20 protein-coding genes are annotated in these 18,778 nt (G+C 42.8%); 7 read left to right on the top strand and 13 right to left on the bottom strand.

The window, feature by feature from the left end; translation table 11 throughout:
- Positions 1-34: 34 nt before the first annotated feature.
- The 3 genes from MHB37_RS13625 to rpiA are packed head-to-tail and all read right to left on the bottom strand — an operon-like array spanning position 35 to position 1,632.
- Positions 35-475 (bottom strand): GNAT family N-acetyltransferase, encoded by a 441-nt coding sequence (locus MHB37_RS13625; RefSeq protein WP_076125920.1) that lies wholly within the window; start codon positions 473-475, stop codon positions 35-37.
- 3 nt (positions 476-478) lie between these two features.
- The gene (locus MHB37_RS13620; protein ID WP_139329837.1) at positions 479-904 is read right to left on the bottom strand and encodes a VanZ family protein; all 426 of its coding nucleotides are present in this window, start codon (positions 902-904) and stop codon (positions 479-481) included.
- Between the two features lie 47 nt (positions 905-951).
- On the bottom strand, positions 952-1,632 hold the full coding sequence (gene rpiA, locus MHB37_RS13615) for a ribose-5-phosphate isomerase RpiA (RefSeq protein ID WP_139330165.1): 681 nt from the start codon (positions 1,630-1,632) through the stop codon (positions 952-954).
- A gap of 81 nt (positions 1,633-1,713) precedes the next feature.
- Here rpiA and MHB37_RS13610 point away from each other — a divergent pair, with 81 nt between their 5' ends.
- On the top strand, positions 1,714-1,911 hold the full coding sequence (locus tag MHB37_RS13610) for a hypothetical protein (protein WP_076189897.1): 198 nt from the start codon (positions 1,714-1,716) through the stop codon (positions 1,909-1,911).
- A gap of 152 nt (positions 1,912-2,063) precedes the next feature.
- Here the strand turns inward: MHB37_RS13610 and MHB37_RS13605 are convergent, their stop codons facing one another.
- Positions 2,064-2,519 (bottom strand): hypothetical protein, encoded by a 456-nt coding sequence (locus MHB37_RS13605; protein WP_076304174.1) that lies wholly within the window; start codon positions 2,517-2,519, stop codon positions 2,064-2,066.
- Positions 2,520-2,750: 231 nt separating this feature from the next.
- Here MHB37_RS13605 and fsa point away from each other — a divergent pair, with 231 nt between their 5' ends.
- A complete protein-coding gene (gene fsa / locus MHB37_RS13600) occupies positions 2,751-3,398 on the top strand; it encodes a fructose-6-phosphate aldolase (RefSeq protein WP_036686257.1) in 648 nt (215 codons plus the stop codon).
- Positions 3,399-3,454: 56 nt separating this feature from the next.
- Here fsa and MHB37_RS13595 read toward each other — a convergent pair whose 3' ends face one another.
- The 3 genes from MHB37_RS13595 to MHB37_RS13585 all read right to left on the bottom strand — a co-directional run bounded on the left by MHB37_RS13595 (position 3,455) and on the right by MHB37_RS13585 (position 8,515).
- A complete protein-coding gene (locus MHB37_RS13595) occupies positions 3,455-4,768 on the bottom strand; it encodes an MFS transporter (protein WP_081387369.1) in 1,314 nt (437 codons plus the stop codon).
- A gap of 132 nt (positions 4,769-4,900) precedes the next feature.
- Positions 4,901-7,252 (bottom strand): RNA polymerase recycling motor HelD, encoded by a 2,352-nt coding sequence (helD, locus tag MHB37_RS13590; protein WP_076279786.1) that lies wholly within the window; start codon positions 7,250-7,252, stop codon positions 4,901-4,903.
- Between the two features lie 219 nt (positions 7,253-7,471).
- Positions 7,472-8,515: an aromatic acid exporter family protein gene (locus MHB37_RS13585; RefSeq protein ID WP_076125912.1), complete on the bottom strand. Its 1,044-nt coding sequence runs from the start codon at positions 8,513-8,515 to the stop codon at positions 7,472-7,474.
- A gap of 184 nt (positions 8,516-8,699) precedes the next feature.
- Between MHB37_RS13585 and MHB37_RS13580 the strand changes: the two genes are divergently transcribed.
- Positions 8,700-9,203: a hypothetical protein gene (locus MHB37_RS13580; protein WP_076183438.1), complete on the top strand. Its 504-nt coding sequence runs from the start codon at positions 8,700-8,702 to the stop codon at positions 9,201-9,203.
- Positions 9,204-9,271: 68 nt separating this feature from the next.
- Here MHB37_RS13580 and MHB37_RS13575 read toward each other — a convergent pair whose 3' ends face one another.
- A complete protein-coding gene (locus MHB37_RS13575) occupies positions 9,272-9,913 on the bottom strand; it encodes a phosphatase PAP2 family protein (protein ID WP_076125909.1) in 642 nt (213 codons plus the stop codon).
- Between the two features lie 111 nt (positions 9,914-10,024).
- On the opposite strand from MHB37_RS13575, the gene hfq reads away from it, so the two are divergent.
- Positions 10,025-10,246 carry an RNA chaperone Hfq gene (hfq, locus tag MHB37_RS13570; protein ID WP_036686247.1) on the top strand — a complete coding sequence of 74 codons (222 nt, stop codon included), beginning with the start codon at positions 10,025-10,027 and terminating at the stop codon, positions 10,244-10,246.
- A 136-nt stretch (positions 10,247-10,382) separates the two neighbouring features.
- Here hfq and MHB37_RS13565 read toward each other — a convergent pair whose 3' ends face one another.
- Positions 10,383-11,489, bottom strand: coding sequence for a lactonase family protein (locus MHB37_RS13565; protein WP_076189893.1), 1,107 nt, complete (start codon positions 11,487-11,489; stop codon positions 10,383-10,385).
- A gap of 207 nt (positions 11,490-11,696) precedes the next feature.
- Here MHB37_RS13565 and MHB37_RS13560 point away from each other — a divergent pair, with 207 nt between their 5' ends.
- Both MHB37_RS13560 and MHB37_RS13555 read left to right on the top strand, forming a co-directional pair.
- The gene (locus tag MHB37_RS13560) at positions 11,697-12,032 is read left to right on the top strand and encodes a LytTR family transcriptional regulator DNA-binding domain-containing protein (RefSeq protein ID WP_036686243.1); all 336 of its coding nucleotides are present in this window, start codon (positions 11,697-11,699) and stop codon (positions 12,030-12,032) included.
- A gap of 185 nt (positions 12,033-12,217) precedes the next feature.
- Positions 12,218-13,375, top strand: coding sequence for a peptidylprolyl isomerase (locus MHB37_RS13555; RefSeq protein ID WP_280752790.1), 1,158 nt, complete (start codon positions 12,218-12,220; stop codon positions 13,373-13,375).
- Positions 13,376-13,457: 82 nt separating this feature from the next.
- On the opposite strand, the gene MHB37_RS13550 is transcribed toward MHB37_RS13555, so the two are convergent.
- Positions 13,458-13,652, bottom strand: coding sequence for a hypothetical protein (locus tag MHB37_RS13550; RefSeq protein ID WP_076135486.1), 195 nt, complete (start codon positions 13,650-13,652; stop codon positions 13,458-13,460).
- A 71-nt stretch (positions 13,653-13,723) separates the two neighbouring features.
- Positions 13,724-14,323 (bottom strand): nitroreductase family protein, encoded by a 600-nt coding sequence (locus MHB37_RS13545; protein ID WP_280752789.1) that lies wholly within the window; start codon positions 14,321-14,323, stop codon positions 13,724-13,726.
- A 272-nt stretch (positions 14,324-14,595) separates the two neighbouring features.
- Between MHB37_RS13545 and MHB37_RS13540 the strand changes: the two genes are divergently transcribed.
- Positions 14,596-15,993, top strand: a complete 1,398-nt coding sequence (locus MHB37_RS13540) for a metallophosphoesterase (protein WP_280752788.1) — start codon at positions 14,596-14,598, stop codon at positions 15,991-15,993.
- A gap of 98 nt (positions 15,994-16,091) precedes the next feature.
- On the opposite strand, the gene MHB37_RS13535 is transcribed toward MHB37_RS13540, so the two are convergent.
- Together MHB37_RS13535 and MHB37_RS13530 are read right to left on the bottom strand one after the other, a co-directional pair.
- The gene (locus tag MHB37_RS13535) at positions 16,092-17,609 is read right to left on the bottom strand and encodes a copper amine oxidase N-terminal domain-containing protein (RefSeq protein ID WP_076125900.1); all 1,518 of its coding nucleotides are present in this window, start codon (positions 17,607-17,609) and stop codon (positions 16,092-16,094) included.
- 92 nt (positions 17,610-17,701) lie between these two features.
- Complete coding sequence (locus MHB37_RS13530) at positions 17,702-18,370, bottom strand: TraX family protein (protein ID WP_076301820.1); 669 nt, start codon at positions 18,368-18,370, stop codon at positions 17,702-17,704.
- Positions 18,371-18,778 lie beyond the last annotated feature (408 nt).

Raw genomic sequence — 18,778 nt, 5'->3', positions numbered from 1 at the left:
CTCGACCTGCCATTTTATGACCTTCAAAGACTTTTTAGTCCTCATCCTCGGTCTCTTCAACTTCGTATACACATCTTAACATTTCAATTCCGGCTTCATTCTCTCCTAAGCTGTACACCATGAACCCTAGACTGCGATAAAAATCTGCGGCGATTTCATCCTCAGTCTCAGCTACCAGATAACGCGGCTGACGAGTAGCGAGCAGCTCCAGAATCATTCCCCGTGCATAACCTTTCCCTCTATTCTCTGGCAAGACGGCAATATGCCGAATGTCCAAAGAACCGTCTTCGGTTTCTTCGAAACCTACAAGACCAAGCAGGAGTTCTTCTTCTTCCCAGCCATATAACTGCAGCCCGGCTTGTTCGCTGTACTCAGACGATGTCTGCTCCAACGCGTTGGGGTCATCAATGACCGCATACGTCAACAGCTCGTTCACCTCAGGCGAACCAATAAGGGATTTAAGATCTACCAACATTGTTCACATTCCTCCTTCTCTGTTGCTTCTGTACCCGATTCGAAACATACAGTAACCTGTCCATATCCCTAACATGTTTAACAATAGATCATCAATATCAAAGCTTCCGACATGCAGCAGCATTTGCAGAGACTCCAAAAGCAGGATGCAAGGAACAGCATATAAAGAGATTCTTTTCCAAGAAATTGGCCGTGTCTTTGCAAGAGGAATTAGTATACCAAATGGAATAAACACAACAACATTTCCAAGCAGATTCACAAACCGGCTGATCAGCGATAACCCGTTATTCATGTCGAAATAAAGTGACACCGTACGTAATGGAATCAAATTGTACTGAAGCGGGCCACCTGTATGGATCTCACGCCCAAAACCGATGAACATCCAATAGATAACAGTAGCACTATACAGAGTCAGCCCTATCCGTGTCAATGCTCTCAGCTTCCGTAAACTGCTAGATTCTCCAGATCTACGAATGATCAATTGCCCGGCTTAGCTTCTATAATTTCAATACTTCCATCTTTTTTACCCACAATAGCCATTGCTGCAATTCCAATAAATAAGCCGTGTTCCACAACTCCCGGAATACTTTGGATGGTCAGTGCCAGCTTCGGTGCGGACTCAATGACTTCGAACCGGCAGTCTGCGATGTAATTGCCGTTATCTGTCTTGTACAGCTCTTCTCCGCTACGACGCAATTCAGGATTGCAACCCAGCTTGGCAAGTTCAGCCACAGTCCATTCCCATGCAAAAGGAACAATTTCCACAGGCAGCGGGAATTTGCCAAGTGTGTTTACCACTTTACTCTCATCAGCAATAACGATCATACGAGTACTGTTACTCGCAACAATCTTCTCCCGAAGCAGCGCGCCACCGCCGCCTTTAATAAGCTGTAGACTACTATCCAGCTCGTCCGCTCCGTCAATGGTCAGGTCCAGACTATCAATATCTCCAAAAGCTACGATTGGAATCCCAAGTTCACGCGCCTGTTCTTCGGAAGCACGGGAGGTTGCTACAGCGGTAATCTTTAGACCTTCACTGACGCGCTCACCAAGCTTGTTGATCGCCCAATAGGCAGTAGATCCAGTACCAAGGCCGATCTTCATGCCATCTTTTACAAATTCCACTGCTTTTTCCGCGGCTAATTGTTTAACATTGATACTCATTTTATTACCCCCATGTTATCCGTTATAATGATCTATGATGATGTTGAAATCACCTATTGTTCAGGAGGATTCCGGATGAGAACCGAAAACCAAATTCAATCTAAAATCAACGAATTGACACTGCAGCGCAGATCTCTGGAATCAAGATTAGCTTCATTAACAGAGAAAAGCCCACAGCAAGATAACCTGCAAACTCAGCTCACTAGAGTTGAAGATATGATCATGATGCTGGAATGGGTGCTTAATGCACCCGTAGGGAGATATCATGCCTAAGTGCTGACTGGCATCCATTATTTTACCAATCAATGTGCCGGTAGCTGTGTTTAACATAAAACGCGATTGCTTCCGGCTGTTTGATTTTTTTTTATATCCAAATTTGTATTATGCTTTGCGCAGAGCAAAAAATCAATATCTTTCACCCTACTCTATGTATATTGTAAATTCACTGCATCCTCTAGATTGAGAATCATCTCTTTTTCTGTGTGATTAGCCGTCCTGTGTAAGTAGGCTTTATGCTCAGAATACGCATTCAAAGGCATTGGCCTACTAATCTTCTCAAGCATATTACGCTCGACATCAGCCAGTAAGTAATCCCCTTTTCCCGCTGCAACTCTGCACAAAATAATCAAAGCTACAGGCTTGTTCACAACAACCGCTCCATTCGACCGCGCAAATACAGTGTATTGAAATAACGGAATGGCCTCAGGTTCTTCAACACCAGCTGCACTAGATTGGTCAAAGATAGAATACATAAGGGAAGGATCACCTGATGAAGTACCGAGTTTCTTCTGATTAGACACCAACTTGCTGTTTTGGTATGTAAGGAATCCCGCTGCTGCCAGCACAAGCACAAGTAAAATAACCAATATCGCATACATCATCCCATCCCCACCTCCCACTCCAAAATAACAATTCCGGTTATATATTATCATGGAGGGAGGCCTAAGCCAATCTTATATTATCTGAAATTCAGCGCATACAGGTAATACTGATTCTATAAAGTTATTTTGAAATATTCAAAATAACAGTTGAAACTTTGATTTGCATGTCTCATAATGTAAATATGAATGTTGCTTGTCAATCCATATGGAAATCAAGGGAGGAAATTTAAAATGAAGTTTTTCTTGGATACCGGAAACATTGAAGAAATCAAACGTATTACTCGCCTAGGACTAGTGGATGGCGTAACGACTAACCCTTCGCTGATCGCTAAAGAAGGAAGATTGTTCAAGGATGTTATCAAAGAAATCGTTGCAATCGTTCCAGGACCTGTAAGCGCAGAAGTAATCGGACTTACAGCAGAAGAAATGCTTAAAGAAGCATACGAAATTGCTGAATGGGCTCCAAACGTTGTAATTAAACTCCCTATGACTGAAGATGGCTTGGAAGCTTGTTATGAGCTTACTAAAAAAGGCATCAAAACTAACGTTACACTAGTATTTTCCGCGGCTCAAGGTTTGATGGCTGCTAAAGCAGGCGCAACTTATATCTCTCCTTTCGTAGGTCGTCTGGATGATATCGGTGTTGACGGAATGAAGCTGATCAAGGATCTGAAGACTATCCTGACTAACTACAACTTGAAATCCGAGATCATTGCAGCAAGTATCCGCAACATTGCTCATGTTGAACAAGCAGCTATTGCTGGTGCACACATCGCTACAATCCCAGGTTCACTTCTGCCAACCCTCTGGAAGCACCCGCTGACAGATAACGGTATTGAACGTTTCTTGAAGGATTGGGAATCTGTTCCACAAGCCTAAGAATATCTTTTATTCTTTTATCTAGAGGGCTATCCCACAAGCTGCGGCTACGCAGCTTAGGGATAGCCCTTTTTTCCATCCAGAGACATTGAGGAGGTTTGGCGAACACGTTTCGGCCAGATCGGAGGAATTATCTTCTCTTTGTCTTTAACGCCTGGCTCCCCCTTTTCCCCCTTACTCGGAGTTACTGCAAACAAGGTCAGTAATCCACCAATTGCCCCTACTGTAGCCATCAACGCGAACAAGACCCAATGCCCGCTGCTTAGCAGCAACGATACCACCGGCGGCCCCAACGCTACCCCTATAAATCTCATACTACTATAAAGAGCGGTTATTGTGCCGCTGTTCTCCTTCTCAATCCCCTCCGTGATTAAAGCATCCATACAGGGAAGTACAATTCCGATTCCAACACAACCTAACCCCATAAACCCTACTAAAAAATAAATACCTTTGTTGAACCCCGCACAAATCATCGCCGCAGTCAGTAACACCATGCCCCCAAAACCCAGCCATTTCATTAGCGTTTTATTCTGACCAATGATCTTTCCTGTTCCATAGGAGGACAGACATAAGAGGGCAAGCGGTATCGCCAGCACAAACCCCTTCGTCGCCCCGTGCATTTTATATTTAGTTTCCAGCATTTCTGATAAATAGAATTGGACACCAAAGGTCACAAACATACAGATGCCGCCTATGGCAAAAATAGCGTACAACCAACGTCCCTTTTTACGTAAAACGCTCACAATTCCAGATAAAAACGCCCGAAGTTCCTGTTTCTCAGGTTCATCCTTTGCTTCGGGTTTTCGGACCAGAAATAAGACTAACAAAAATGAAATTAGACATAGAATGGGAATTGCAATAAAAGGAGCAAACCAGAGCCATATCCCAAGATAGGCACCAAGAATTGGACTGAGTACTTTACCAAACGTATTGGAGGTCTCAATGATTCCCAGACTTTTGCTCACATCTTCTTCTTCCTTGAACAAATCGCCTACAAAGGGGATTACAATTGGAAAAGCACCCGCTGCACCAATTCCTTGCAACAGACGCCCCGCTAAGATCACCCAATAAGCGCTAACCCCCTTCATAAACCAAGCAGCCACCACGCAGACAGCACCGCCAATTGCGGCAATGATTAAACTCGGAAGAATAACCTTCTTTCGCCCAAAACGGTCTGACAGATAACCTGCAATAGGGATCATTACAATTGCCATCAATCCATACACGGTAATCAGCATACTGACTTGAAAAGCGCTAATGCCGAGTTCTTTGGAGATCTGCGGCAGAATAGGCAGCAGCATGGAGTTACCGAGGGTCATTATTAGTGGGATTGATGCTAAGGCAAGCAGATCCCATTTTCTTTCCTTCATGAACTGACCACCTTTGTCATTGTGTACAACATTCTTTATTGTGGTTTGTTCGCCCTTCTTTATTCATGAAAACAAAAAGACCGTCCCTCCGCTGCTGCGGAAAGGACGATCTTAAAATGAAGAAATCTATGCTTACAGCGACCCGGCGCTTAAAGATGCCACATTAGCGGACGGTATAAAATGGCTAGGTTCACCCAGACTAAAAATGTGCAGCAAGTGCATAGCCCGAGTGCACGCCGTATAAAACAATTTGCGTTCACTTTCTCTGCCATATTGTTCAGCCGAGCCATCATAGATGACGACCGCATCAAACTCCACGCCTTTGGCTAAATAAGCAGGCAGAACCAGTGTCCCCTTCTGAAAATTCGGTGTTTCCTTTGTAACAAGTCTCACCGGCAGGCTACGATTCAGTTCAGCATGAACCCTTGCGCTTTCCTCCGCTGTTTTGCAGATGACCGCCACATAATGATATCCCTCAGAATGCAGCTTGCGGATATCCTGTTCCACAGCATTCAGAAGCTCCTTCTCGCTGGATACCACACTTATCTGGGGTTCTTCTCCCCGCCGATTAAAAGGTACGATTCGTTCTCCTCCAGGGATCATTGACCGCGTAAACTCCACGATCTCATACGTTGAACGGTAGCTTTGGGTTAACGAGATCACTTCTGTGTTCTCTTCACCATATATACTTACGAGACTAGACAAATCCCCCAGTACCTCACCTTGCGCATAAATGGCCTGGTTCAGGTCCCCTAATACGGTCATTTTTGCTCTTGGAAATAAACGCCGCATGAACTCTAATTGGAATGGAGAATAGTCTTGTACCTCATCTACAATCACATGACGGATCAGTGTGTTGGTCCGGAAGCCTTGGCTTAACTCCTTCAGATAAAGGAATGGCGTAGCATCCTCATAAGCAAGCTCGTTCACTCCAATGGATTCCAATGTCTGCTCACAGATATCATCCCACACCTCTGGTAAAGGATAATCTCCATTGAGGCGCACCATAAGCTCGCGATCTGTAAATAACGTGCTGTACAAGCCCTTAACGTCCACAAAACGACCCCGTTTAGTCCAACCCCGCAGGGGTTTGAGCCGCTGGCTGACTACATAACGAGATAACACTTCTTTTTCCGTATCAAAATCGTCAAAGCTATCCTGCGAAGCTTTCTTCTTCCGACGCAACATCTGATATGCACGGTGATAATCGCTGGAATCCAGCAGCTCGATCTGATCTTCGACCCACTTCGCATTTCTTTCCTCATGAGTAAAATCTGCGATTTTCTTAAGCAGCCAGCGGATCATCAAATCCACACGATTTGCAAGCTTTATGGCAGGATCGTACGCATAGAACTGGCGTTCCATTTCTTCTTTACTGACCACTGCTTTCCCTTGAAACATTAAAGGCTTAAAAAGCATGCCCTCCTGTTCCAACAACGTAGCATACCGCCGAATCACATCAAGGAAAGGGACAGACGATTTATAGGCAATGCCTTCTCTGCGTATAGCAACCTCAGGACCCTCAGGAGCATTAAGTAAACTTTCGGTCTGACTAAAGACATCTTCCAGCAGGAATTCATGTCCAAGACGATGTTCTAAATACATTTGAAACGTTGTTTGCTGCATATTTTCTTCGCCTAGCTCCGGGAGCACTGTAGATACATAGCTGTTAAACAGCGGATTCGGTGAGAACAGCAGCATTTGATCTGCTGATAATACTTCACGGTATTTATATAGAAGATAAGCTACCCGCTGCAATGCAGCAGAGGTTTTTCCGCTTCCCGCTGCTCCTTGCACAACTAGCATCCGGCTTTTGTCGTTGCGGATTATCGCATTTTGCTCTTTTTGAATTGTAGCAACAATACTTTTCATTCGATCGTCAGCGCTATGACTTAGCACCTGCTGCAGCAGCTCATCCCCGATCGTAACCCCAGTGTCAAACATAACTTCAATTACACCGTCAGCAATAACAAACTGGCGTTTAAGATTCATTGTTCCGGAGACTAATCCTCCAGGTGTTTCATAAGCTGCAGGACCTGGTGCCCCGTCATAATACAGACTGGAGATCGGCGCACGCCAGTCATAGATCAAAAAGGTGCCATCATCCTCCATCAAAGATCCAATCCCTAGATAAATCTTTTCCAGCCCGCCCGTTGGTTCCTCTGTGAAATCAATGCGGCCAAAGTAAGGAGAGACAACCAGCTTTTTATATTTTTTCAGCGCCTTGCTTGATTGCAAATGATGACGTTCCCGTTCATTTAGGATTTGGGACTGTTGGCGAAGACTTGTTGAGGTTTCTCCCAAATCATCCGGGCTACTGAAGTTTACGGTTACCTCTTCCCAGAAGTCTTTCCGCATATCCACTACATCACTGCGATGAAGTCCAAGCTCCTCTGATAAATTGCGAATATGGGCGGACAAAAGCTTGGTTACTCCGTCAACCCGTTCCTGTTCCTCTTTCCACTGACTTTCATTGTTATCCACTACATTTCATCCCCTTTTGGAAGGTTGACTTTCCATTTGAATCATGATATGATAAATTTGCATATTTATGTTTTTAAATGCATACTTATTCGATATCTTACCATTTTAGCAATTTCAGTTTGAGAATTCAAGTATTCTCTTAAATAGATGATCCGGTCCCTGTGGAACCGGATTTTTTGCTGTTACAAAGCTTATATGTTGCTCTTCACAAGGTTATGTTTAGGCTTCATGCACAGATTCTTTATCCTCCGCTATACGATTCATCTGATCGGCCACTTTATCTAAGCGCTCCAATTGATATCCGTAATCATAAATCGCAGCAGCCACAACATATAAACGCAGCTGACCTATTTTCTCTGCATTATACCCCAAAATCGCGGTATTCAGGAATTCATCATTGTCTTCTCCCAAGGGTTCGGATTCATTGGCATTGGGCTTTAATTTGTCTTCAAACTTAAGTAAGATATGCTGATGATATTTGATTAAATGTTCCAAATGATTATCAAATAGAGCATCTGTATGTTCGGTCCGATCCGCCTGGAAATAATGCCGATCTACGGCCTCGAGAACATCGTAACCTTTTTGCAAAGAAGCTAACAGGTTCTTATACACAACCATTTGTCTTGTCTGGCTATACTTGGCCCGTTTTAACTGCTTCTGCTCCTCCTCAAACAATGCATACTTATCAGCCAACGATTTTATGGATGAATGCAAAGCATTTTTTTCATCACGAAATACACTTTCCTTCATCTCATGAGAAACCGCTGTTCTCAGCAATAAAGAGAGGCTTGAAAAAACATTCTCAATTTGCTTAATGTATTGCTTACGAGGTTTTGGAGGAACGACAATAATATTGATTAGAAATGCAGAAACAATACCTGTCAAAGTTAATAAAAAACGATTAAGTGCGAATTGCCATTCACCCGAAGCCTCCATCACTGTTATTACAGTAACTAACGTAAGACTTATCGTATCCGCCCGGTTGATTTTCATACTGATCATAATGACTAGAATACAGACCAAACCGACTGCTATTGGGCTGTTGGATAACAGCATCCCTCCAAGTAAAGCCAGGACGGCCCCCATTGTACTAGTCGTGAGCTGGTCAAGAAAATAACGCCAAGAGCGATAAATAGAGGGCTGCATAGCGAAAATCGCCGCAATCCCTGCACCCACGGCAGAAGGAAATTGAAGCATTACAGCTAAATACAGGGCTAGCGTAACGGCCAAACCTGTTTTAAATATGCGAGCTCCTAAAGCCAAAGCTATCCCTCCTAAAAATTAGCCCACGCTACAATATGAACATCAGCGAACCCTCGTACTTCTAATTACCCCAGCCTGGAGTTGATGAATTTTAAGAACATTTAAGCTCTCACTCATGTTTCTTTCAGCTTTCAGGGAATACTAATTCGAGTAGTGCCTATCACATAACATACGAGGTGAGTGAATGAATAACAATATCAAAAGATTAATGACTTTCACGACCGTTATTTTTCTCAGCCTGTCTCCAGCTCTTGCGCCAATCGGAAGTGCTTCTGCTGAGAAAGTAACCCCTACAGCCACCGCACCTGGTGCCCATCCTTCAGAGAAAGGTCACGGTCACCATCCAGGAAAAGACGGAAAGGTTAGGGCTGGTGGACATTTCATTATTTTTGAAACGGCTAAACTGCTGGAAATGGATCGTACAGAGCTAATCAATAGCCTGAAAGCAGGCAAAACGCTCCCGCAGCTTGCTCTTGAGAAAAAAGGCTGGACGGAAGATCAATATATTCAGAAGCTCTGCGAATCGGCAAACCAACGGCTGGATCAAGCCATCACCGAAGGACGTCTGACAAAAGACGAAGCCCAAAAGCTTAAAGCAGGACTTCCTGCGATGCTGAAGCAAAGAATAAGCAAAATGGGGCAATTCCAGGATCGCAAAACATCTGAACAACATGTGACGACTCCTTAAACAATCCTCTTACACATAAAGACGGATATCTTCATGCGCTATGAAAGATATCCGTTTTTGTATCTATCCTACTTCTTACGCGAGCTCTTGTAGATTTGAAATAAACAAATGGACAACATCAGCCAAGCGCCACTAGCCATATATCCCCCAATTACGTCACTCGGGTAATGAACACCCAGATAGATACGGCTCCAGCCAATCCCCACGGTCATGAATACGGCGAACATTATTAATAAGACCCGTTCATGCCTCCGCCGCAGATGACGCCACAATAAAAAGGCAATAACGCCGTACAAAGAGAATGCTGCCATTGAGTGCCCGCTCGGAAAACTATAACCAATCTCTTCAACAATGCGATGTAAATTCGGACGTTCTCTGTGAAAACATAACTTCATTATTGTATTCAAGAGCTGTGAGCCTAATCCAACCCACAGGAACAAGATTAATTCAAATCGGTGTTTCAGCAAAAAATAGAGCAGTGCCATGGTAACGATAGATAGGCCAATAGCGATCTTAGAGGAACCAATCAGAGATAAACCTTTGGCGAATGAGGTCAACCCCGGTGATTCCGCTGACTGTACCCCATCAATAATATAGTTATCAAAGGTTGATACCTTATTCATACTTACAAGGACAGCTATAACGGCGAAACAAGCAGCAAACCCTAAAAAAAAGCGAAAAGCTCTAGACCAGTTCTGATAATAAAGCATAAATACCTCCATGTCTATTCAGGTGACTGTTGATCTCATTTCCAGTGAGGGACTAACCCATGTTATAATTATTGAGAGAAAAAAATTCACAGAAGATGGAGTGCTGCCAAAGTGGAGAGTTTAAAATTGCAAGAACGATTGTTGAACCAGTTCATTTCCACAAAGGTGCCTGTGACGATTTTTACGACGAATGGTGTGAAAATGCAAGGGCTCGTAACCTCGTACGATGCTTTCACAATCACTTTACAAGGTCAAGGTGATGGCAGGCAAAATGTACTATTCAAATCTGCAGTATCCACTATTGTACCTCTTAAGCCCGTTTCGCTCAAATAGTCTACTCCCTCATTCACCTCATCAACCAGATAATCACAGGCTTTTATTTTCAAAAAAAGGGAACACCGGACTTTATATCCGGTGTTCCCTTTAGCATTTCCCAAGATCACTGATTCACTCTTCAAATGGAGTAACTTTATACAGGAACAATTACGGGCTTCACACATACCGGTTTGGATACTTCAGCTGTATTTCCAGTAAATTCGAGTCGGCCACTAGCCGCTTCAATTGAAAATACAACCAGATTATTCGCATCACGATTTGCCACGATAAGATAAGCTCCATCTGGTGTCAATGCGAAGTGACGTGGATGTCCCCCACGAGTAGATACATATTCCAGATGTGTAAGCTTAGCAGATGCATTATCCACAGCATACACAGCGATATTATCAGCCCCACGGTTTGAAGCGTACAGATATTTTCCGTCCTTGGAAATGGCGATTTCAGCGCAAGTATTCTCTTCGTTAAAATCATCAGGCAGCGTCGGCACTGTATCTACAGTGTGCAGAGTGCCTGCGGCACTGTCATATGTAAACGATGTAATGGTGGAATCCACCTCGTTAATTACATAAGCAGACTTTCCGTCTGGATGAAAAGTGAAGTGGCGTGGTCCCGCTCCTGGATGCAGCGCCGTATCACCATGCACTTCTAGCTTGTTGGTTTCTCTATTGATTCTATAGGCACGAATTAAATCAAGCCCAAGATCAGATACAAACACATACTGCCCGTCCGGACTGAAAATAGCGGAATGGGGATGAGGGCGGTCCTGCCGTTCAGGATGCTGGCCATGACCTGAATGTACGGCCACATCAACTAATTGATCCGCAGCTTTCTCTTCATTTAATTTGATCAAACCAACACTTCCACCATGATAACTACATACAACAACGTATTCATCATTCAAATCTCTATTGATATGGCAGGTGGTTGTTTGACGGTTGCCAGAAGCAGGCATGGAGGGAATGCGTTTCAGTTCACTCAATTTCCCGTCCTTTGGATCAATGGCAAAGGTAACAACCTCGCCTTCTTTTCCACCCTCACCATTCGGTTTTTCTCCTATAGCATATAGACGTTTTTCAGCGGCATCTACATTAACAAAGGTAGGATTAGTTAAGCCCTGCACCGAATCCAGCAGCTTTAGCGTACCACCTGCAGCTCCATCGAATTCAAACACCTGCACTCCGCTTTCCGCGGCACTTGCATAAGAACCTGTAAACAGCAATAACTTATTCTGCTCATTCATCTCTATATTCCTCCTCAAAAGTATTGCTACTTCACACTCATTAGATGTGATCATCTATATAATCTACAATTTTTAAACGTTAATTACAAACGATAAAGTTAGAAATGTACGAAACAATTCAAAAATGGGTCTTTCCAACGATTAACTGTTGTGATATAATGAAAGCGCTAACATTAGTCTTTTATTCCGTATAAAGGGGGAACATGAATGAGTAGCATCCTGCTGGAAGCCAGAAATGTGTACGAGGACTTCGAGGTGGAGACAGACATTCTGTTCTTTAAGGTCGGGGACCATGATTTGGTCATTTTTCACGGCAGAAACTATAACATAAAAAAGAGAATGACTGCCGAGCAATTAAATCGATTGTTGTCCAATTCAAGTTATTATCATGTGTACGGTGGCTGTTATGTCAACCTGAACAAGATCAGCTCTATCGCAGATGACTGCATTTATTTCGGTGAAATGGGCCTGTATGCTAAAAACGTACGTGTCCCAAGACGAAAACAAGAAAGCATTCGTCATCTTCTGAAAGGACTGAAGTAGACATCTTATTCCCATTAGCCGGAAGGGCATGTTACTGATGCCATTTCCGGCTTTTTGCTTTTTATTAATAGAAACTTAAAAAGATCCTGCCTTTTTTTATACTTTCTTAAGGTTTAGGATTAGGATTTCTGTTAAAGTTGTAAATAGACAAGCAACACCTATATTGAAGGGAGTCATTACTAATAATGGACAAAAAAGATCTGAATGGAAATGAGAACTTAGAAAACAATGGTACCACGGAAGAAGAATTGAACACTTCCGAGATTATCAATGAAGAGGTTGAAGTAGCGCAAGTTGCTGCTGAGGAACCTGTGAATACAACAAAAGCAGACAGTATTCCAGTAATGAACAAAGTCGGTGCGAACAACGCTACGCCACCTACACCTCCGACTGCTCCTAGAAGCAATAAAGCTTGGATGATTGCCTCTATCGTATTAGCTGCAGCACTAATCATTGTTCTGGTCGTCCAAAAAGACGACAGCAAAAAAGCTGTTGCAACAGTAAACGGAACAAAAATCACAAAAGAACAACTTTATGATAAATTGATCGAAGCAGGCGGAGAAAGCACGCTGCAATCTATGATTACAACTGAGCTTGTTGATCAAGAGGCTAAAAAAGCTAACGTAACTGTTACAGATGAAGACATCAACACTGAACTTGAAGATCTTAAAGCTCAATTCGGCGGAGAAGCTGCCTTTAATGCTGCTTTGTCCCAAAGCTCAATGACTGTAGACGACTTGAAAAAGCAAATGCCGCTGCAAGTAAAGCTGCGTAAAATCCTTGAGCCACAAGTCACTGTAACGGATGATGAAATCAAAGAATACTATGACACAAATAAAGCTACTTTCAGTGAAGAAGAACAAGTTCGCGCTTCCCACATTCTCGTTGAGACTAAAGAAGAAGCAGATGCAATTCTGAAACAACTGAAAGAAGGCGCAGATTTCGCTACTCTTGCCAAGGAAAAATCCTCTGATACGGGTTCCAAGGATAATGGCGGAGATCTAGACTTCTTCAAACGTGGCGATATGGTAGCTGAATTCTCTGATGTAGCCTTTAAGCTAAAAGTTGGTGAAACCAGTGATGCTGTGAAATCCGATTATGGTTATCACATCATTAAAGTAACCGACCATAAAGATGCTAAAGACTATACACTGGAAGAAAAGAAAGATGAAATTCGTAAAACTCTAGTTTCGCAAAAGGTTTCCACTCTGTCCTCCACTTGGTTGTCAGAAACAACTGAAAAAGCAAAAATTACGAACACACTTACTGACGCTAAAGAAGATGCAGCTGCAACAGCTGAGCCAACTGCAAGCGCAGCAGCGGGAAATGAATCCACTAAATAATTGTGCCCGTCAAAAAGCAGGACAAGCGTTAATAAACGCTGTCCTGCTTTTTTATTTCTATGCTCAGGCCTTTGATTAAGCCTTAATGGCCTTTTTTACGGATTTGTTTATCGTGGTTCTCCCCCCACTCTTTCGCCTGCGCTGTGGCAATTGAAATCGCCCGCCCCTCCTCATAACCATCTTCGAGGAGCGCATTCGCAATATCGATTGCCTTATGGCGAACAGGTGCTGTGAAGTTCTTTAATGATTCTGGATAATCCTCTTTGTTCCATGGCATACAAAAAACCTCCTTAACCAGTCTATATACATACTTAGCCTGGTTAAGGAGGTTTCAAACGCTTATCTCACTTATTTAAAGACTTTAACACGATCTTCAATCGGTTGGAATTGTTTCTCACCAGCAGGAGTAACGGTTTTACCAAATGGCAATTGAGCAATCAATTTCCATTCTTGCGGGATGCCCCATGCTTCTTTTACTTCATCATCAATCAGTGGATTATAGTGCTGCAAGGATGCACCTACACCTGCTTCAGAAAGTGCTGTCCATACTACAAATTGCAGAATACCAGAAGATTGGTTAGCCCAAATTGGGAAGTTCTCAGCATATAGAGCGAAGTTCTCTTGCAGGCTCTTCACTACCGTTTGATCTTCGAAGAATAGTACGGAACCGTAACCTGCTTTGAAAGACGCTAATTTTTGCGCTGTTCCTTCAAATTGTTCGGCAGGAACGATTTTACGCAATGTTTCTGTAGTGATATCCCATAGCTTATCGTGTTGTTCACCAAGAAGAACAACGGCTCTTGAGCTTTGAGAGTTGAATGAAGTTGGGCTATGTAGCACCGCTTGTTCAACGATTTCTACAATTTGTGCATCCGAAATCGGAGATTCTTTACTGAGGGCATATATGGAACGTCTTCCTTTTACTGCTTCAAAGAAATTGTTAGACATAAAATAACTACCTCCATTAATTTTAGTAACTTACTTTTGTATATCTTAGCACCTTTTTTCTGAAAACACAACAGTTATTCACAACTTATTTTGTCGGATATATTCGTTGCCAACTCTTATTGTCGCATTTATGGGCTTAATTATGCACCTGATCTATTAATCATTAATCACTTCATGCGGGCTAGAAACTGCCCTCTTCCTTTTCCGATATACACCACGAGCTAAAATGCGCTACAATAGTGCAGCAAATGTATAGAAGGAAGGTTATAATCATGAAATTCCCAAGCGAGAAAGCCCTTGTTCGGCATAGAAAATCAGCCTTAATCTCATTGTTGCTGCTCCTTTCCCTGAGCTTGGCTCTAACTAGCTGTAAAGACACAAATTCGTCTAATTTAACCTCGACAGCACTAGATCCGAACGATCTTCACCCCCTCACTTTCTGGGTGGCAACGGATACTCACTTCTTAGACAAAAAGCTACAGGATGGCGGTACAGCTTTTCAAAAATATGTAACTGGCGGTGATGGAAAAATGCTGCCTTACAGTGATGAAATCCTTGAAACCTTGGTTTATGACGCTGAGCAGCAGAAGCCTGATTTTCTCATCCTCAGTGGAGATTTAACAAATAACGGAGAACGCAGCAGCCATCAGGAGCTAACCCAAAAATTAAAGCGAATCGAAGCGCAGGGAACCTCTGTTTATGTCATTCCAGGCAACCACGATTTATTTAATCCTTGGGCCAGATCCTTCAGCGGGGATAAGCAGCTTGTTACGGATTCCATTACAGACAAAGACTTTACCAAGATGTATGAGGATTTCGGTTACAAAGAAGCTGCATCACGTGATAAAGAATCACTAAGTTACATCGTTAAGGCAGCGCCAAATTTATGGCTCCTTATGATTGACAGTTGCCAATATCATAACAATCAGAAATACGGTTTTCCCCAAACGGACGGACGCCTGACCGCCTCTACCCTATCATGGATAGATAATTCTGTTAAACTGGCTGCCAAGGAGCATGCTTCTGTTCTCACGGTTATGCACCACAACCTACTAAGCCACACCTCTATGTCTGTTTCAGGCTTAAAGCTTAACAACAGTCAGGAAACAATAAAGCTACTTCGTGAAAATGAACTTAATTTAGTCTTGTCAGGCCATATCCATATGCAGGACATCCGGGTAGAACCGGCAACTTCTTCGGAAGAAACACCAATTTATGATATCGCAACAAGTGCAATGGCTGTCTATCCACATCAATACGGAGCGATGACCTTCGATCCCCTGAGCAGAACCGTCAATTATGAAGCAATGCCCTTAAATGTAGAGGGATGGGCTAAAGCTAATGGCATTACAGATCAGAATCTTTTAAACTTCAAGACCTATGCTGAGGATACTTTTGCTACAAACTCTTATAACAAAGCTATCGATGGTTTAAAGGAGAGTTCCTTTACGCAGTCTGAAAAGGCATCGATGGCAGAGGTAATGGCCAAGCTAAATCTAAGATATTTCGCGGGGACAGCCGGCAGCTCCTCAGAAGATATTAAAGCGATGCCAGGCTACAAGCTTTGGGAAGGCCTACAAGAAGGCTTCTTAGGTGGATACATCCAAAGTATGACAGAGGATAAAGAACTTAGTAATATAGCTTTAGAGGTGGTATTAACGAAGCAATAACTGGATTATGCATTTCATATAAAAAACCCAGCCTCCACCCGCATTTATGCGTCAGATGGAAGCTGGGTTTATTGTGTTAATTGATCGTTAAGATACAACTATTTCCGTACAATAGTAATCCAACCATCTTCATCTACCGACACAGTAGCATGAAGCGCTTCAGCAAGCAGACGCAAGGATACATATGCATCGCCATACTCGTCAACAAATACAGGTTGGGCAAGCTTTACAGCCGTGCCGTTAATCAAGGCTTCGGAAGAACCGATTTTGAATACCAGTTTATCTCCGTACACCCCATCAGTAACGTTAATTGCACGATTGGCCGTATCCCATTCTACAGTAGCATCTAAATCTTCTGCCAAATAACGCAGTGGGATATAAGTAGTGTTCTTGTCTACAATCGGGTAATAATATTCGTCATCAGGTTCGATAACAATGGTTCTCTTCGTGATGCCCAGATCATCCTTCAATATACGATATACATCAGAATCTGGGGCAAAGTTTCTCAAAGTCTCTCCAGGCGTAAGCCCGGAAGAAATATCAAGTGCACCTTCAGTGCTGATTGGATCAGCAGTTACAGCACCGCCAATGTTCCAAATCTGACTGGAAGCTTTAAGCGAGAGGCTCTTCAGTGGGAAATCCTCGGTACCCGGAAGCGCCACTTTCAGATCAACATTCTGTTTACGCACATGCAAAGCACTATCAACGAAAATATCAACAGATAACTTCGTATCCTTACTCAACACGGTCTTCATCTCAGGAGTTGATTTGTAAAGACTGTCCACTTGATTGTCATATACTAGCAGCAATGCATCAACAGCCAATTTGGCAGCATCATGCAATACAGTTACGACAGCTTCTTTATCATCCAGTGGAATATCTCCGAATCCCAGATTGAAAATATCGCCAGAACCGTCTTCATCCATAGCTTTGATCACAGGGTACAGATAGTCGTAAAGACCACCCACCAATTCAGTAAAACCTTCTGTGTCTTTGGAAACAGACTTCAGGAAGCCTTTTAACAATGCAGGAAGCTCATCACCAGTCACTTCTGCATGCAGCTTCGTCATGTTCAACTGCTCACCATACACAGCATCACTAACCGGTGTAATGTTGATTACGCCAGGATTCGGAAGATTCTTAACAACGAATTTCGTCAACAGCTTACTGACATCTTCAGCTTTTGCCGTATCCAAGCCTACTTCACCTAAGATTTCATCGTATCCTTGTACAGGGAAGTAGAACGGTTGTTTTGCTCCTTCAACTGTAAAAGCAAGTGTTTGTTTGTCCATAAACAAGGTGAATGGAATATTCAATTGTTTATAACCAACAGTTCCTTGGGCCGATAAACTCCCATTATCTTGTAACTTAGCTTTACTAATATTCAAGGAAAAAGAATTAATAAGATCAACCATTTCCTTATCTTCCGCGCTAATTCCCTCTATGGGCTCAGCATTCATGGAAAAAGTCATACTGGATTCTGATGATTTAACATCAACATCCCCAATCAACGCCTTATTAACATCGAACCCCCCTACCGACTGACAGCCGGCAAGAACTAGCATCAGTGCGACAAAAGGCAAAAACCACTTCAATTTCGCTTTAACTCTACTCATAGCATGTCTCCTTCATCTTATTTTGTGAAATCAATCCATTATCTCAGCTAAGGTAAGTTTTGTAAATCAAAGTTCCTTTTATTGTAAAATGTTTAGATATTCAACAAACTTCGCCATTCGATCTGAGCCCAATCCTTGTAAATTACAGCCTTAATTATCGCCAACATCAGTAAATGTGCAGGATAAAATGACCACCACATCCAGCGCGGAACACGTTGCCGCTCCAAGCGATTCCAAATTAAAGGCGTAAAAGCAATCAGCAAGGTAGGTAAAATACTGAGCATCTGTACAATCCAATAATTATAAAACATATAGAATAGATTCAGTGCCAGGTGGGCTCCAACAAGCCAGTACGATTTCGTATAACGAAAAATCAATACTAAGAGCAAACCGTACGCATTATAATCTATAGGGTAATAATCCATTAACACTATAGCTGCAATTACCACAGGTATACCAAGCCATAGTGAAGGCAGCTTGTCCAAAATAACCAATACGATTGCCGACAGCAATAACGTAAACACCACGTTCCAGCCACCAGAATTTAGCGCTAGATTATAGGGAATCTGGGCAATAATCGCAATCAAGAGCAACCGAAATAAATATTTAGGTCTGGATGAAGTATGGATATGTCCCTGCACAAGCCCATAACAATAAATCGGAAAAGCTATTCTCCCTACATATCTCCAAGCAAGATTCTCCGGGAAAAAGATATAGCCAATATGGTCGATTAGCATCGTCAGCATGGCAATAATCTGCATTAAAATCCCCCTTAAGCATGTTGAAATATAAATTCGCCAAGTCCTTCCTCATTTCCTTTACCAATAAGCAAATGAAGTCCGCGGAGAAACGATCATCCGATTTCTGTGCACCTCCCCCCCTTGACTTTATTGAATACTATTGAGTAATATTAACTAGCAACAGAATATGGCAATGATCAAAGACATGATTTCCTACACGAACTGTCCAGAGAGAGAAGTCCAGGCTGCAAGCTTCTCCAGTTACCGGTTGTGAAGTTACCCCTTTGTAGCCGTGGCGCTGAATCCGTAGAACTTTGTTTTTTCGGTAGTATGTGGCACCGATTTATCCCCGATATCGGATACCAATGAGGTCCTGTCTATATGACAGGTCGAATTAGGGTGGAACCACGAGCTGAACGCACTCGTCCC

The sequence above is a fragment of the Paenibacillus sp. FSL H3-0286 genome (assembly GCF_045040705.1).
In the GTDB taxonomy this organism is placed as follows: Bacteria; Bacillota; Bacilli; order Paenibacillales; family Paenibacillaceae; genus Paenibacillus_AQ; species Paenibacillus_AQ odorifer.
Note: the sequence above shows the minus strand (reverse complement) of the source record. Positions and strands in the feature narration are given on the sequence as shown.